Annotated in this window: 14 protein-coding genes; 8 read left to right on the top strand and 6 right to left on the bottom strand. The window is 38.2% G+C overall.

The features are described from left to right. Positions 1-118 precede the first annotated feature (118 nt). Entirely contained in the window at positions 119-751 is a 633-nt protein-coding gene (locus AC52J8_RS06210) for an alpha/beta hydrolase (protein ID WP_002115250.1), read from the top strand. 57 nt (positions 752-808) lie between these two features. On the opposite strand, the gene rtcR is transcribed toward AC52J8_RS06210, so the two are convergent. Beyond that, on the bottom strand, positions 809-2,410 hold the full coding sequence (gene rtcR / locus AC52J8_RS06205) for an RNA repair transcriptional activator RtcR (RefSeq protein ID WP_208753322.1): 1,602 nt from the start codon (positions 2,408-2,410) through the stop codon (positions 809-811). A 67-nt stretch (positions 2,411-2,477) separates the two neighbouring features. Between rtcR and AC52J8_RS06200 the strand changes: the two genes are divergently transcribed. The 5 genes from AC52J8_RS06200 to rtcA all read left to right on the top strand — a co-directional run bounded on the left by AC52J8_RS06200 (position 2,478) and on the right by rtcA (position 7,415). Beyond that, positions 2,478-3,452, top strand: a complete 975-nt coding sequence (locus AC52J8_RS06200; RefSeq protein WP_086399168.1) for a ribonuclease Z — start codon at positions 2,478-2,480, stop codon at positions 3,450-3,452. A gap of 255 nt (positions 3,453-3,707) precedes the next feature. Further along, positions 3,708-4,976 carry an RtcB family protein gene (locus AC52J8_RS06195; protein WP_032055480.1) on the top strand — a complete coding sequence of 423 codons (1,269 nt, stop codon included), beginning with the start codon at positions 3,708-3,710 and terminating at the stop codon, positions 4,974-4,976. Between the two features lie 7 nt (positions 4,977-4,983). Then, entirely contained in the window at positions 4,984-5,640 is a 657-nt protein-coding gene (locus AC52J8_RS06190; RefSeq protein WP_032055478.1) for a metal-sensitive transcriptional regulator, read from the top strand. A 10-nt stretch (positions 5,641-5,650) separates the two neighbouring features. Beyond that, positions 5,651-6,109, top strand: a complete 459-nt coding sequence (locus AC52J8_RS06185; RefSeq protein ID WP_086399169.1) for a DIP1984 family protein — start codon at positions 5,651-5,653, stop codon at positions 6,107-6,109. 259 nt (positions 6,110-6,368) lie between these two features. Beyond that, a complete protein-coding gene (rtcA, locus tag AC52J8_RS06180) occupies positions 6,369-7,415 on the top strand; it encodes an RNA 3'-terminal phosphate cyclase (RefSeq protein ID WP_032055473.1) in 1,047 nt (348 codons plus the stop codon). 33 nt (positions 7,416-7,448) lie between these two features. Here rtcA and AC52J8_RS06175 read toward each other — a convergent pair whose 3' ends face one another. The 4 genes from AC52J8_RS06175 to pheA all read right to left on the bottom strand — a co-directional run bounded on the left by AC52J8_RS06175 (position 7,449) and on the right by pheA (position 13,053). Next, entirely contained in the window at positions 7,449-8,909 is a 1,461-nt protein-coding gene (locus AC52J8_RS06175; RefSeq protein ID WP_086399170.1) for an aminoacyl-histidine dipeptidase, read from the bottom strand. Between the two features lie 169 nt (positions 8,910-9,078). After that, positions 9,079-9,462: a hypothetical protein gene (locus AC52J8_RS06170; RefSeq protein ID WP_005068294.1), complete on the bottom strand. Its 384-nt coding sequence runs from the start codon at positions 9,460-9,462 to the stop codon at positions 9,079-9,081. Positions 9,463-9,589: 127 nt separating this feature from the next. After that, on the bottom strand, positions 9,590-11,836 hold the full coding sequence (locus tag AC52J8_RS06165) for a bifunctional prephenate dehydrogenase/3-phosphoshikimate 1-carboxyvinyltransferase (RefSeq protein WP_032062831.1): 2,247 nt from the start codon (positions 11,834-11,836) through the stop codon (positions 9,590-9,592). A 107-nt stretch (positions 11,837-11,943) separates the two neighbouring features. Continuing rightward, positions 11,944-13,053: a prephenate dehydratase gene (pheA, locus tag AC52J8_RS06160; RefSeq protein WP_002049199.1), complete on the bottom strand. Its 1,110-nt coding sequence runs from the start codon at positions 13,051-13,053 to the stop codon at positions 11,944-11,946. Positions 13,054-13,236: 183 nt separating this feature from the next. Here pheA and AC52J8_RS06155 point away from each other — a divergent pair, with 183 nt between their 5' ends. Further along, complete coding sequence (locus AC52J8_RS06155) at positions 13,237-14,181, top strand: alpha/beta hydrolase (protein ID WP_086399171.1); 945 nt, start codon at positions 13,237-13,239, stop codon at positions 14,179-14,181. A gap of 107 nt (positions 14,182-14,288) precedes the next feature. Further along, complete coding sequence (locus AC52J8_RS06150; RefSeq protein ID WP_086399172.1) at positions 14,289-14,915, top strand: hypothetical protein; 627 nt, start codon at positions 14,289-14,291, stop codon at positions 14,913-14,915. Positions 14,916-14,964: 49 nt separating this feature from the next. On the opposite strand, the gene AC52J8_RS06145 is transcribed toward AC52J8_RS06150, so the two are convergent. Further along, positions 14,965-16,110: an acyl-CoA dehydrogenase family protein gene (locus AC52J8_RS06145; RefSeq protein ID WP_017386519.1), complete on the bottom strand. Its 1,146-nt coding sequence runs from the start codon at positions 16,108-16,110 to the stop codon at positions 14,965-14,967. Between the last annotated feature and the right edge of the window lie 71 nt (positions 16,111-16,181).

Genomic DNA, 16,181 nt, shown 5'->3' with positions numbered 1-16,181 from the left:
CTGAAAAAATTATTCTTAATACCAACTATAACAGTAGATATTTTTTAATGCTAACTCGTGTTTTCAATGACGACTATCGGTAAAATAGCACTACGTATTGTTATTTAGCGGTTCTTATATGTCTGAGCAAACTTTCATCCAGGGTCCAGTAGGTAAAATTGAACTTTTCGTTGACCGCCCTGAAGGTGAAATCAAAGGCTTTGCGGTTGTTTGCCATCCGCACCCATTGCAAGGTGGAACCCCTCAGCATAAAGTCCCTGCCCTTTTAACCCAAATTTTTAATGAATATGGTTGTATTGTTTACCGTCCTAGTTTCCGTGGTTTAGGCGGCAGTGAAGGCATTCATGATGAAGGCCATGGTGAAACTGAAGATATCTTAGCTGTAATTGAGCACGTTCGTAAGCTTCATGAAGGCCTACCCTTTTATGCAGGCGGTTTTAGCTTTGGCTCACATGTTTTAGCAAAATGCTTTGCACAGCTTGAACCTGAATTACGACCTGTACAGTTAATTTTATGTGGTTTACCAACAGCTACTGTAGTAGGTTTACGCCACTATAAAACTCCTGAAATTCAAGGTGATATTCTACTCATTCATGGTGAGCAAGATGATATTACTTTACTTTCAGATGCAATTGAGTGGGCAAAACCACAAAAACATCCAATCACAATTTTACCGGGTGCTAACCACTTCTTTACAGGCTATTTAAAGCAACTTCGCCAAATCATTACACGTTTTATTATCATGAAATAAACGGTAACTTGATGGGCATAACTCGAGAGTATGCCCATCATTTTATAAGCCGTGTCATTATTGAAAATTATTCCAACTTAACCCAAAACGTGCCAAATATTTTTTCACTCGGTCACTATCGTTCGTTGTATTACGCTGTTGACGAGATACTGAAAAGAGTTGTCTTCCCGCCTCTGCCATGGATTTTGAATTTTCGCAGATTTTGAGCACACCTCGTAATTGAATCTGATCAAATTCATCTATTTGTTCTAGCTGCTCAGGACTTAAATAGTTCAACAAAATATCTGTATTTTTATCATTGTAAGATTCATCCTGAATAAGCCAAAGCTGCTTTAGACGTTGAATTTCTTTTTCTACAGCTTCACGGCGAATTAACTCACCTTGCGATAAAGTTGCCAAACGAGTTACGCTCGCTGCTAAATCTCTAAAATTTCCTTGCCATGATGCATCTACTGATTTAGCAAACTTTAAATATGTTTCTAAAGCATCACGTTGAAAACGTAATTGTCTTTGATGAATTGCAGCAAAACGCTGTAGCTCAAAATCAATATTGGGTGCAATATCTTCTACACGGTCTTTTAAATTTGGTAAGAAGAACGTCCACGTATTCAAACGAGCCCATAAATCTTCACGAAAACGACCAGCTTGAACCTCATTGTGTAAATCACGGTTAGTACCTGCGATTAGCTGAAAATCGGCCTGAATTTCCTTATCACTTCCAACAGGAAAAAAACTTTTGTCTTCTAGCGCTTTTAGCAGCATAGCTTGTTCATCAAGTCCTAATTCACCAATTTCATCTAAAAATAAAATGCCTTGGTCAGCACTTTTTAATAAACCAGCACGAGAAGCTGCTGCTCCTGTAAATGCACCTTTTATATGACCAAATAAAGTTGACATGGCACTATCACCACGCAAGGTTGCACAGTTAACATCAATAAAACGACCGCTTAATTGAAATTTATCTTTCTTTAACTGAAAAATTTGTTTTGCTAAATGAGACTTACCAACCCCTGTTGCCCCCATAATCAAAATAGGTGCACTAGAGCGGGTTGCAACTAATTCAACTTCCTCAATAAGCTGATTAAACGCTTTATTATGAGTAGAAATATTTGCTTTAAGTTGTTGCCAATTTTGTTTTTGTTCATCATCGAAGCGCTGTTTTAAAACATCGTATCGAGATAAGTCCAGATCAATAATTCTATATTCACCTTCTGAGGTCTTTTGCTGATTAGGTGAACTTTGGATAAGTTGAGCTGGTAAATAATGTGCATCTACCAATAAATACCAACAAATTTGAGCAACATGCGTTCCGGTTGTGATATGCAATAAATAGTTATTTTTTTCAACATCAAACGGATAGGTTTTTACAAAATCATAAAGTGCACCATAAACTTCAGCAAAATCCCAAGGATCTTTAATACTTACCTTATGTCCAGAAACCTGTGTTTGGGGAGAGATCTCTTTAGCATCTGCTGCTATAGATTTAACTAAATTATGATGTTGTCGATCATATAACAGTACCAATTCATCTATAAGCAAATCTTCATGCATTAACAAGCTGATCGTAGGACGCCAACGTTGCCATCGATCTGGCTTTCTCCCCTGATCAAGTGTAGAACCGACAAAGCCAATAACGACTGTTTTCTTTGCATCCGCCATAATTTCTATAAAATTTTATAACTGTCTATAATATACAATACGCATTTGACCAAAAAATTCCAAGAATATGCTTCATTTTACTTTTTTAGGCACATCTTCAGGTGTACCGACCTTAACACGTAATGTTTCAGGATTAGCAGTTCGTAACATCAAAAATAAGGACTGGATTTTAATTGATGCCGGCGAAGGGACACAGCACCGCGTTCAACAAGCTAAACTTTCACTACAAAATCTAGTTGCCATTTGTATTACACACGTTCACGGCGACCATTGTTATGGTTTAGTTGGTTTATTGGCAAGTGCAGGCATGAATGCCCGCAGCAAACCATTAATCGTGATTGCACCGAAAGAAATTCAGCAATGGTTTGAAATCACTGCCCAGCTTACTGACTTACACTTACCTTACTCACTACAATTTATTGATGTAAATGAAGCAATGCAGCCACAACAGATCACTGATGAATTCATTGTTCAAGCACACCCACTAAGCCATCGTGTTCCAAGTTTTGCTTTTAGCATTTATATCAAATCGATTCAGAAGAAGTTAGATACCCAAGCTCTAACTCAGCTTGGCGTACCTCAAGGCGATATGTGGGGCCATTTAAAACGAGGCTACAATGTTGAATTTGAGGGGCAAACTTTAAAAGCTCAAGACTTTATCAAAGTTCAAAATCAACAAGTTCATGCAATTATAGGTGGTGATAATGACCAACCTGAACTATTAGCTGATGCTTGCAAAGATGCTCAACTCCTTATTCACGAATCGACTTACTTGCAAACGGTTTTAGATAAAGTCGGCAAAGGTCCAATGCATAGCTCAGCAAAAATGGTGGCTGAATTTGCAGAACAGCAATCTTTAAGTAATTTAATTCTGACGCATTTTAGCCCTAGACATCAGGATAAAGCTGGGCAGCAAGCTATTACTGAAGAAGTTCGCCAGTTTTATAAAGGTCATTTTTATTTAGCAAATGATTTTGATGAATTTACTTTAAATGAAGCTGGACAGCTTCTAAAAGTCGATAAAAACGGGAAGCCCAATTAAACACATATATCTAAAAAGATATTTAAATATATTTTTAGATATATTTTTAATATTAAAAACCGCCAATAAAATTTATCCGACAGAAGATAAAATTATTTTTATTTATTATTTTCAATAATTTATACTTAAATTAAATACTTTTTTAAAAAGTTGGCACACTCAGTGCAATAGTACAAAGCACACAACATCATTGGGATCTTGTGAATAACACCTGCCTGCAAACGCTTGGCAGGCAGGCTTTGAAAGGAAAAGAAAATGTCTGTCATTGAAGAAATTAACCAACAAGCTCAGTTTGAACAAAAGCAGCAACAACGTTCTTATGAAGTTCTGCAAAATGAAAAAAGTATGCCAGTCAAAATGTGGACTAAAGGCGTGCTTGTTGATGACAACTCAAAACAACAATTATTACAAACAGCTCAAATGCCTTTTATTTATAAATGGATGGCTGTTATGCCAGATGTACACTTCGGTTTAGGAGCAACTATTGGTAGCGTGATTCCAACTAAAGGGGCAATTATTCCTGCTGCTGTGGGTGTAGATATTGGTTGTGGAATGATGGCAACCCGTACAAGCTTAACTGCTTCGGATTTACCAGATAACTTACATGCACTACGTACTGAACTTGAACGTTTAATCCCACATGGAATGACTAAGCGCGGACGTGATCGTGGCTCATGGGAAACTCCACCAGAAATGGTAGATCAAGCTTGGTCCGATCTAGTGGCAGATTTTGAATACATTTGTACAAAACATCCACGTTTAAAAAACACCAACAACCGCAAACATTTGGGAACTTTAGGTACGGGAAACCACTTTGTCGAAATCTGTTTAGATGAGCATGATCATGTTTGGATTATGTTGCACTCAGGTTCTCGTGGTGTAGGAAATGCTATCGGTAATCATTTTATCGAACTTGCCCGTAAAGACATGGAGAAGCATTTCATTAATTTGCCAAATAAAGATTTAGCATACCTAGTAGAAGGAACTGAACACTTTGATGATTACTGGTTTGCTGTAGGTTGGGCTCAACGCTTTGCAATGAAGAACCGAGAAATCATGATGCAATCTGCGATTAAAGCCTTGGCGACTATTGTACCAAAGCCTTTTCAGGCACGTTTGGAAGCAGTGAACTGTCACCATAACTATGTGGAAAAGGAAGAACACTACGGTGAAGAAGTGATGGTCACTCGTAAAGGTGCAGTTCGTGCGCGTTTAGGTGAATATGGAATTATTCCAGGCTCAATGGGAGCGAAGTCGTTTATTGTCCGTGGGCTTGGAAATCAGGAATCTTTCTGTTCATGTTCGCATGGTGCAGGTCGTGTTATGAGCCGTACTGAAGCAAAAAGACGTTTTACTGTTGAAGATCAGATTGCACAAACTGAAGGTGTGGAATGCCGTAAAGATGCTGCTGTTATTGATGAAATTCCATCGGCATATAAACCAATTGAAGATGTTATGAAAGCACAAAGTGATTTGGTTGAAGTGGTTTATACATTAAGACAAGTAGTGTGTGTTAAAGGGTAAGAAAAAAATGTTTCACAAAATACTTAAACCTGAATATTTAAAATATTATGAAGGAGTTACTACTTGTACGACTCATAAACTTGAAGATACTCCGCATTGCGCAACTTTTATAGAGTTTGCAAGAAATGACTTAAGCACCTCACAGAACTTACATGCTATTTATAATGCTGTATCAAATGCTAAACGTGCCCTTCATAGAAGGGTAGATATTTTATGTTCATTAGCAGGATATGAAACTTATATTGCTAAAAGAAATAATTTTCCTAGTAAGTTAGATTTCTTAGAGAAATGTGGATTCTTCACCCCTCAAATAATTAGGCGTTTAAATTACATCAGAAATAAACTAGAACATGATTATGAAGCACCCAACTATACTGAAGCAGAAAATTATGTAGATATAATTGAACTTTTTCTAGTTGCGACTAGTGTTTTTATCAAAAACTATCCGACCATTTATGAGTTTTTTATAGTTGAAAGTGAAAGTGTTGATAATACTGAACTTTATAAAACTCTTCCAAGATGGATTTCTATAGAGGTAGAACTTGAAAAGGGGAACTTGGATATGCGTTTTCCCGGCCAAGATGAACATTTAATTAAATCAATAAAAGATACAGATTACTTTGATTGGCTTAAACCTATTATGCATGGGTATTTCTGGTACTAAAGGAATAAAAATGAAACTCGCAGAAGCACTTTTACTTCGAAGCGATCAACAAAAAAAGCTTGCTTCGTTAAAACAACGAATTAATGCCAATGTATTGGTACAAGAAGGTGATGAACCTAGTGAAGATCCAAATGAGCTCATCAAACAAGTATTCGCTTTAACTCAGGAAAGCAATCAATTGATTTGTCGTATTCATTTGACCAATGCACAAGCAAAACTGGAAGATGGCAAAGTATTGTTGTCCCTATTAAGCTTGCGCGCTAGTTATGCTGAACAGCATAAGATTTTAATCGATGCGATTGCCAATACGCATCGAGAACCTGATCGTTATAGCTCACGTGAAATTAAGTGGAAGAAAGTCATTCCGGTTTCTAGCTTACAAAAACAGGCGGATGATATCAGTGCGGAACTCCGTGACTTAAACGTAAAAATTCAGGCTGCTAATTGGCAAATTGATCTAATCAATTAAACAATAGATTTTGTGAAATCATTTTCACAATCAAAGTTTGGGCATACTGGGCGAGTACAAGATCCTGCATTACTCCGATCTGAGGGATTGAAAATAATTCAGGCGGCTATGGCAGCATGTGAGCCGTGCATCGATATTCACTTATCAGGCTCAGCACTATGCACCTAGTAAACCTTTATCAAAAGCAAAGTCACGCGTTACTTCGCATTACCATGTACTGACAGTATGTTCATTAAATTAGAAAATAAGGAAAATATAAGTGAAGACAGTTTTGGCAAATATGCCAAAAGCCATTCAAATTGATGGCTCACAAGGTGAAGGTGGTGGACAGATTTTAAGAACCGCCCTTGCCCTTTCAATGATTACAGGCCAGCCGTTTGAATTAATTAATATACGTGCTGGGCGTAAAAAACCAGGTTTAATGCGTCAACATTTGGTTTGTGTACAAGCATCTCAACAAATTAGCCAAGCTTATGTAGAGGGTGCTGAATTACATAGCCAACGTTTATATTTCACACCTCAGCATGTTCAAAGTGGTAAATATCAATTTCAAATCGGTTCAGCGGGTAGTACAACACTGGTTTTACAAACGCTTCTACCTGTTTTGTTATTACAAAATGAAGCTACCGAACTCACCATTTCAGGGGGTACACATAACCCACTTGCACCAACAGCAGATTTTATTGAACACTGCTTTTTACCTGCTCTAACAAAGATTGGAATTAACGTCGATTTTAGATTAAATAAAGCTGGCTTTTTTCCAATTGGTGCGGGTGAAATTCAAGTTACCATTCAGCCATGGCAACATCGAAACAGCTTAAAGTTATTAGATCGTGGTGCTTTGCAATGCAATGAAGCTTTTGCAGCAGTATTAAATCTTTCAGAAGAAGCACAGATAGCACAACGTGAATTAACTACATTAAGTAAAGAACTAAACTTAAGCTCTCAGCAACAATTTCATTTAAATGGAATTAGCCAAGGCAATACAGTCTATGTGAAAGTTACTCATCAATATCACACTCAACTGTTTACAGCTTTAGGTGAGATGCGCAAAAGTGCAGAGCAAATAGCTGATCATTTAGCAAAAGATGTAAATCTATATTTATCTTCGCAGGCTGTTGTAGATGAGTATTTGGCAGATCAATTGCTTCTACCTTTAGCTCTAGGTCAAGGTGGTGAATTCACCGCACAATATATTAGCGAACACACTCGTACTCAAGCAGCCATGATTGAAAAATTTATTGATTGTGAAATCGAATTTGTCGAGTTAAATCCACATCATTTTCATGTAAAAGTTAAAGTTTAAGAAGCTCACAATTGAGCTTCTTATTTGTACAAACTACTCTACAGATGCTAAAGCTGTTACCAACAGCTTCCAGCATTTCTCTACAGTATCAACTTTCACTCGCTCACCCGGTGCATGTGCTCCCTGAATATCAGGTCCAAAAGAAACCATTTGTAAATGTGGGTAATGTTCAGCAATAATCCCACACTCTAAACCCGCATGAATCACTTTTAGATTTGGCTCAATGTTAAATGCATTTTGATAGGCTTGTTGTAAACACTTTAAAGCCGCCGAGTCAGGGTTTGGTGTCCAACCCGATACTAAGGGTGTGAGTGAAGAAGTAATATTAAATTGACTAAAATGCGTTTGAATTTTTTCTGCAAAGTCTTGAGCTTCTTGGTTCACCATTGAACGAACCATTAAGACAGCTTTTCCACCTTCTCGATTTAGCTTTACCACCCCAATATTGTTTGAGGTTTCAACTACATCTGGTAGAACTTGACTCATACTTGCAACACCATAAGGACTTGTTGCTAAAGCTTGCAACCATTCATTTTGCTGTTGTTGAGCAATCACTTCGGTCACTTCAGCACTATTAGGCTGAATAGTTAATTGCAGATTGTCATCAATACCTTGTAGCTGTTTTTTCCATGCTGTTTGATATTCAGCGAGTAATTGTTCTAATTCAGGCAATTGGCTAGATGAAATGGCAATGGTTGCTACAGCTTCGCGAGGTAAGGCATTACGAGCTGTACCACCTATAAACTCAACAAGCCGTCCACCAAGTTTCGCTAAATGCTGATTTAAAAAACGGGCCAGAATAACGTTGGCATTACCACGTCCTAAATGGATATCTACGCCAGAGTGGCCACCTTTAAGACCAGCCACCTGAATATTAACAATATTCAAATTTTTAGGAATTGGTTCATAATTAAGCGGTTGCTCAACTTCAACATCAATACTACCAGCACATCCGAGATACAACTCGCCCCACTCTTCTGTATCAATATTAAATAGCCACTTCCCTTTCAGTACACCTGCCTGTAAAAGTCGCGCACCACTCATCCCTGCTTCTTCATCAACTGTTAGAAGAACTTCAATTGGCCCATGAGCAATATCATTTGAGTCTAAAACTGCCAAAGCTAATGCTACCCCAATGCCATTATCAGCACCTAAAGTAGTATCTTTAGCAATTAACCAGCCATCTTCGAGGACTGGCTGGATCGGGTCTTTAAAGAAGTCGTGTACTGTGCCAGTATTGGCTTGAGTGACCATATCTAAATGGCCTTGCAGAATAACGCCAGACACATGCTCTTTACCCAGAGTCGCATTCTTACGAATAATCAAATTCCCCACTTCATCTACGTAAGTTTCTAAATTTCGACTTTCGGCCCAGTTTCTTAAAAACTCACGAAGTTGCTGTTCATGCTTCGATGGGCGAGGAATAGTGCAAAGTGTTTGAAAATGCTGCCAAACCACTTGAGGAGATAACGCTGCAATATCAACTTGTGTCATGAAAACCACACTCTAATTATGTAAATATCTTAATAATTTCAATATACACAATGCATTAAAGATAGGTAGGGATTTCGGGAAAGATTTTGTATTTTTATATTTAATCTAAAGAGATTGTACGACTTTTCTAAAAGCCGTACTTCATGAATAACTCTTAACAGCCGTGCGCTTAGTTTTTCCATTCAAATGCTGAAAAGCTATGATCAGCTTTCAAACTATTTTCAACGGCCTGCGCAAGCTGACGAATAATGCTTTGTGTTTCGATTTTCTCAAACCAATCTTGTTCTTCATCAGGATTGGCAGAGATTTCACACATCAAATGCCCTTCATGGTCTGTTTTCTGGCAAGTAATAGACAAAGGTAAAAGATGATTATCAATACTCACTTCTACCTTTTCATGCTCATGCACAATATGCTGTGCATCAAAGCCATAATGCCCCAATTGTTTAAACAGTAAAGCCGCTACATATTCTTGAGTGATATGGCATTCATTTGGCGGATGATCAAGCACCCCATGCTGTGGGCAACTGGCAATAAATTGTAATTTTTTCATCCTTTGTCCTAACACTTTTATCATTATCTGCGCTTAGCATAAGCAATAAACAAACAGCAGCCAAGCCTTTAGCCCGCTGCTGCCGTTGCTATTGTGTTAGCAATTATAAAATGTGTCAGGTCAAAAGTTATTGGCTAACTTCGATTGTTAAGCCTGCACGATTCGCCAACTCAGTGAAAGTCGGGAAGCTTGTCGCCACAGTTTCAGTACCATGAATCGTAATCGGACCAGAATTACGAAGACCTGCCATACTAAAACTCATAGCAATACGGTGGTCATGATGTGATTCAATTTCGCCGCCAGCAAAGATTGGTGACCAATCGCCAGATTTGCCTTTACCTTCGATAATGATGCCATCATCAGTTGGCGTACAGTCAATACCCATGATTTTTAAGCCATCAGCCATAACCTGAATACGGTCAGACTCTTTCACACGAAGTTCTGCCGCACCAGTTAATACTGTTTGGCCTTCGGCACAAGCTGCTGCAATAAATAAAGCTGGGAATTCATCAATTGCTAAAGGAACTTGGTCTTCCGGCATATGAATGCCTTTAAGTGTGCGTGAACCTTTAATATGAATATCAGCAATCGGTTCGCCACCAGCAATACGTTCATTTTCAACAGTCAGGTCAGCACCCATCTGTTTTAAAATTTCAATTACGCCAGTACGTGTTGGATTAATACCTACAGCTTCCAGAACAACATCGGAACCTTCTGTAATTGCAGCACCCACCATAAAGAAAGCAGCAGATGAAATATCAGATGGAACCTGAATATCAGTACCTACTAATTTTCCACCACCAACGAGTGAAATCTTGTTGCCTTCGGTTTTAACATCATAACCAAATGCACGAAGCATACGCTCTGTGTGGTCACGAGTTGGTTCTGGCTCAGTTACCGAAGTTTCACCTTCAGCCCATAGGCCCGCAAGTAAAATACCCGACTTCACCTGAGCAGATGCCATTGGCAAGTCGTATTGAATGCCCTTTAATTGCTGGCTACCCGTAATGCTTACAGGTGGTGTACCTTTCTCACCTGTTGTCTGGATTTGCGCACCCATTAAACGCAATGGTTTAGCAATACGCTCCATTGGACGTTTAGAAAGTGATGCATCACCTGTCATCACTGAATCAAATTTTTGTGCTGATAACATACCTGAAAGCAAACGCATGCTCGTTCCAGAGTTACCCATATACAAGGCACTCGCTGGTGCTTTTAAACCATGCATGCCCACGCCATGAATGGTCACTTCACCATTTTTAGGGCCTTCAATGCTTACACCCATATCACGGAAAGCTTGTAAAGTTGCTAAAGCATCTTCACCCTCAAGGAAACCAGTGACATGAGTCGTGCCTTCGGCAATAGCACCAAACATAATGGAGCGATGTGACACAGATTTGTCACCCGGTACGGTAAATTTACCTTTAAATGCCTTATTTCCCGGTAAGATACTGAATTGCTGTGTCACCTTATTTTTCTCCATTAAAGGTTTTTTGGCTAACATATGATTGAAATGCTGACGTGCTGCCTGAGCATGGCCGAGTAAACCCATTAATGCATGAGAATCTTCGTTTTCAATCAATTTTCTAAGTACGGTAAGTTGTTTCTCGAAGCCATCTACAGCATTTAATATAGCGGTTTTATTGGCAAAGAAAATATCATGCCACATTTGTGGATCACTAGCAGCAATACGCGAAAAGTCACGAAAGCCACCTGCTGCATAGCGGAAAATATCAAGATTATCTTCACGATTCGCAAGTTGCTCAACCAAATTAAATGCCATCAAGTGCGGTAAATGACTTGTATGTGCTAAAACTTCATCATGCTTGGCAACAGCCATACATATCACTTCAGCTTTAGCAGCTGACCAAAGTTGAATCAGTTTCTCAACTGCCCATTCTGCACTTGTTGGTAATGGAGTCAAAATCACTTTGTGATTTGCAAAGAGATCGACCTTACCTGCGTGAACACCCGTGTGTTCACTTCCCGCAATAGGATGCCCGGGAACAAAACCTGCTGGTAAATCTTCACCAAATACAGCTTTTGCTGCATCTACGACATTACCCTTTGTACTTCCCACATCAGTTACAATTGTGGTTTCTGACAAATAAGGTTTAATTTGCTCAAGCACTTTTTGTGTTGCACGTACTGGCAAGGCTAAAACAACTAAATCTGCCCCTTTCACGGCTTCAACAGGATCAGAAAATCCTTCTTGTATTAAGCCAAGTGATTTTGCATCTTCTAAAGTTTTTTGTGAGCGTGTAGAAGCCACTATAGTTGTCGCCAACTTTTCGGCAACAATAACCCGTGCCAAACTCGACCCGATGAGTCCTAAACCAATAAATGCAACTTTTTTAAATAGGGGTTGTGACATAACTTCAACTTTGCTTTTGCTCAAAGTGATTTAAACCTTTGAGCAATTTGTTTTTAAGCATAATGACATGACCATCTTGATGCATGTCATTATTCCAACATGAGTAATTAGAGAACGGCAGCAGGATATGAACCTAAAATACGAAGCTCTTTCACCATTGGACGAATATCATTGATTGCAGCAGCAACATTCTCTTGATCGATATGACCTTCTAAATCGATAAAGAATACATATGCCCATTTTTCAGGTAATGCTGGACGGGTCTCAATACTTGTTAAGCTAATATTATGTTTTGCAAACGGCGCTAAAATTTCTAATAAAGCACCAGCACGGTCATGTGCTGAAATTAATAATGAAGTTTTGTCATTGCCACTTTGTGGAATTTTTTCACGGCCAATGACTAAGAAACGAGTAGTATTTTCCGGATTATCTTCAATATTGCTATGTAAAATTTCGAGGTTATACATACCTGCTGCAATATCTGATGCAATCGCTGCTGAGTGCCATTCGTTGCGAATACGGCGTGCAGCTTCTGCATTTGAGTTTAAAGCAACACGTTCAACACCCGGATAATGCGCGTCTAACCATTGACGACATTGAGCCAAAGTCTGCTGGTGGGCATAAATCTGTTTAATACTGTCTTTACGTGTATTTTCAGAGACAAGGAATTGATGATGAATACGTAATTCAACTTCACCAATCACATTTAAATTCGATGTTTTAAAACAATCTAAAGTATGGTTCACAATACCTTCAGATGAGTTTTCAACTGGCACTACGCCGTAATGTGCACTACCTGCTTCTACTTCACGGAACACTTCATCAATTGTTGGTAATGGACGAACAACTGCATCTTTACCAAAATGCTTAAGCACGGCAGATTGAGTAAAAGTACCTTCCGGTCCTAAAAATGCAATACTTTGCGGAGCTTCTAAAGCAAGGCAAGCAGACATAATTTCACGGAACAAACGCGCCATGGTGACATCAGACAAAGGACCTTGGTTGCGCTCCATGACTTTGCGTAAAACTTGTGCTTCACGTTCAGGACGATAAAACAAAGGATTCTCTTCGGAAGCAAATTTAGCTTTAGCAACAGCTTCAGCAAGGCTTGCGCGGCGATTTAATAATTCTTGAATCTGTTGATCTACACTATCAATATCTTCACGAATTTGTTCTAAACTAAGAGAAGTCGTTTTGTTTTGATCATCGTTGATCATTAGAATGCAGCCTCAGTAAAATCATCTTTTAAACGAGAGTATAACAATAGTCTGCTTTGATTTGTTAGGCAATATAGCTGTAAGAGCTTTTTTCATTAACCTTTTTGCTTCCATTTCTTGATTACTTTATTTGATAATGATTTTCATTTATCATTTGTATAATAAATTTTATTATCGCCCATTATGCAAAGATCATTTTTCCTTTTATCTACTAGTTTTTTATTTAGTACTTTAATAAGCTGTTCTACCTTCGCCCAAACGCCTATACAAAATCAACCAAAAATCGTTTTTCAAAATAATCAGGCACAATTTCAAATTAAATCTAAAAATACAGGCCATGATTATCTTATTCAAATTTATAAACCACCTGTCGCCCCACCCCAACATGGGTATCCAGTACTTTATATATTAGATGGAAATGCTACATTTCCAAGTGCTGCCAATATTGCCCAGTCGATTGGCGCTGGTTCTAACAAATTAGGACTAGATCCACTCATGATCGTAGCGGTTGGTTACCTTCATCAAAAAACCTTTGATGTGCAAAAGCGTGCTTATGATTACACTCCAAAACCTTCTGCTGAATTTCAAGCACAAGGTAAATATAAATATGGGGGTGCTGATCAGTTTATTGCTTTTTTAAATAGCGAACTCAAGCCTACAATTGCAAAACAATTTCCGATTAATAGTCAACAACAGAGTCTATATGGGCATTCTTTTGGTGGCTTATTGGTTCTTTATCATTTTTTTCAAAAGCCAGATGCATTTCAGCGTTACTTTGCTGCAAGCCCTTCCCTCTGGTTTGACCAAGGCATGTTATTTCAGCAGTTAAATCATTGGCAAAGTCAGAAACCAAATCATTCCCCTTTACTCATGACCACAGTCGGTACACATGAGCAAGGTGGTCCTCACACTCAACTTAACAATAAATTTAATGAAGCAGATTTCTTTAAAGCTCTGGAAAATAAACGTTCAGATCAATTTACTTATTGGCATTTTTATAACCCAGCTGAACAACACATTACAAATTTGTATGCGAGCTTACCTAAAGCCCTTGTGTTTGCTTCTTGTCAAAATTTAGAAAGCTGTAAATCTTTATTTGATGAGCGATTGCAGCAACCAGCCAAGTAAAAAATAATTACATTTAAAGATGATTATTTCGTTGTTCTTAAAGATAGTCCTCTTAATGTATAGATTGGTTATACTGACCCAATATGTCATAACAACAGTAAAATAGAATGAATAAAATTATTGTTTTAGGCTTACTGGGTATTACAAGTTTTAGTTTAACGGCTTGTGGCGGTTGCCCCTTAATTGCAGGATGCAATGGTAGGGATAATTCTCCGTACTATATGACGACTGTCAGTAATCAAGTTCGTGGCATTCTAATTCCACCTCAAACCAAGCTGACATATCAGTCACAACATTTTAGGCAGAAATATGAGCAAACACATGCTTTAAAAGAGAAAAATTTATCAGGCATCTATTTACCACCAGATATAGCAATCATTTGGGGCGGTATGCCAGTAGATATGTTTATACAGTTTTCTAATCCCGAAATGAAAGGCTTCTCGGTCTATCCAGCACGAGGATTTAAAGCAGAATTATCAAATGAATTTTTACGTTTATGGAAAAGCTGTGAAAGTGATTTAAACATTAACTTAAAGAATCCAAATGATTGGTCATTTAATCCTGAAAATATGAAAATAACGGGTTGTGGTGTCGTCTTTCAAGAACGTAGTAAATACACCGAAGATTCATTCCATCAAGATGAAGCAGATAAGTTTTTAAGAAAGATGAATCATGCATTACAGCAATTACCGAAACAACAAGACTATCCTGTCATTCAACAGAAGACCAAATAGTTAAAAACAAAACAGCCCATTCTAGGACAGGCTGTTTTTCTCTGCTTAATTAAGCTTTGCCAATTAATCCACGCGCTACAATTTCTTTCATAATTTCATTTGTACCACCGTAAATACGTTGAATACGTGCATCTACAAAGAAACGTGAAATTGGATATTCAGTCATATAACCATAGCCACCAAAAAGTTGCAGCAAGTTGTCTGCAACTTTCATTTGCATGTCAGTGCTGAAACTTTTAAGCGCTGCTGCTGTTTCAACATCAAGTTTACCTTCTTGATATAGAGCAACATTTCTCTCATAAAAAGCAGCCGTAGCAAGCTCATCAATTTTTGCTTGTGCTAAAACAAAACGAGTATTTTGGAACTGTGAAATAGGTTGACCAAATGCATGACGTTCTTTTACATAAGCAGTTGCCAAATCAATTGCACCACGAATAGCGCCAATTGCGGTAGATGCAATAGCTGTACGTTCTCGCGGTAACTCTTGCATTAAATAAGCAAAGCCTTGTCCAGCTTGACCGAGTAACTGGTTTTTAGGAACTTTAACATTGTCAAAAAATAGCTCAGATGTGTCTTGAGAATGCAGACCGATTTTGTCTAAATTTGTGCCTTTTTTAAAGCCTTCTAGATGCGTATCTGCCAATAATAATGACACGCCTTTTGCACGCGCTTGAGGATCAGTTTTTACTGCAAGCACCACAAGATCAGCATGTTGTCCATTTGAAATAAAGGTTTTTGAGCCATTTAATAAATAATGGTCATCTTGCAAAATGGCGCTAGTACGCATTGATTGTAAATCCGAACCCGCTCCAGGTTCAGTCATACCAATTGCACCAACCACTTCACCTGTTACCATTTTCGGCAACCAATATTGTTTTTGCTCTTCTGTCCCGATGTGTAAAATATATGGTGCAGCAATTTCAGAGTGGCAAGAAATCGCTGTTGATAATGCACAAAAACCAGCGCGTGCCGATTCTTCAACCAACATTAATGAATAATAGGTTGGCACACCATAACCACCGTATTCTTCTGGAACATCCACACATAAAAAGCCATTTTCGCCCAGTTGATTCCAGACAGAACGTGGCATGATTCCTTCGCGTTCCCATTGGTCATAATGTGGAGCAATATGCTCATTCATAAAACGTTTAAAATTATCACGGAATAATTCTAAATCTGCATCGTATGCCAACATAATATTTTCCTTCGGCTTTATTGTTTTATCTAATCTGATTGTTGTGCATGCTAATCATTTTTTAAGCTACT

Source organism: Acinetobacter sp. S-1 (assembly GCF_059579785.1).
This window is presented reverse-complemented; position numbering and strand designations above follow the sequence as displayed.

What these genes read in the sequence shown, in the direction of transcription:
- AC52J8_RS06210 (WP_002115250.1), top strand. Translation starts at nt 119, where the DNA reads ATGTCTGAGCAAACTTTCATCCAGGGTCCAGTAGGTAAAATTGAACTT.
- rtcR (WP_208753322.1), bottom strand. Translation starts at nt 2,410, where the DNA reads ATGGCGGATGCAAAGAAAACAGTCGTTATTGGCTTTGTCGGTTCTACA.
- AC52J8_RS06200 (WP_086399168.1), top strand. Translation starts at nt 2,478, where the DNA reads ATGCTTCATTTTACTTTTTTAGGCACATCTTCAGGTGTACCGACCTTA.
- AC52J8_RS06195 (WP_032055480.1), top strand. Translation starts at nt 3,708, where the DNA reads ATGTCTGTCATTGAAGAAATTAACCAACAAGCTCAGTTTGAACAAAAG.
- AC52J8_RS06190 (WP_032055478.1), top strand. Translation starts at nt 4,984, where the DNA reads ATGTTTCACAAAATACTTAAACCTGAATATTTAAAATATTATGAAGGA.
- AC52J8_RS06185 (WP_086399169.1), top strand. Translation starts at nt 5,651, where the DNA reads ATGAAACTCGCAGAAGCACTTTTACTTCGAAGCGATCAACAAAAAAAG.
- AC52J8_RS06175 (WP_086399170.1), bottom strand. Translation starts at nt 8,909, where the DNA reads ATGACACAAGTTGATATTGCAGCGTTATCTCCTCAAGTGGTTTGGCAG.
- AC52J8_RS06170 (WP_005068294.1), bottom strand. Translation starts at nt 9,462, where the DNA reads ATGAAAAAATTACAATTTATTGCCAGTTGCCCACAGCATGGGGTGCTT.
- AC52J8_RS06165 (WP_032062831.1), bottom strand. Translation starts at nt 11,836, where the DNA reads ATGTCACAACCCCTATTTAAAAAAGTTGCATTTATTGGTTTAGGACTC.
- pheA (WP_002049199.1), bottom strand. Translation starts at nt 13,053, where the DNA reads ATGATCAACGATGATCAAAACAAAACGACTTCTCTTAGTTTAGAACAA.
- AC52J8_RS06155 (WP_086399171.1), top strand. Translation starts at nt 13,237, where the DNA reads ATGCAAAGATCATTTTTCCTTTTATCTACTAGTTTTTTATTTAGTACT.
- AC52J8_RS06150 (WP_086399172.1), top strand. Translation starts at nt 14,289, where the DNA reads ATGAATAAAATTATTGTTTTAGGCTTACTGGGTATTACAAGTTTTAGT.
- AC52J8_RS06145 (WP_017386519.1), bottom strand. Translation starts at nt 16,110, where the DNA reads ATGTTGGCATACGATGCAGATTTAGAATTATTCCGTGATAATTTTAAA.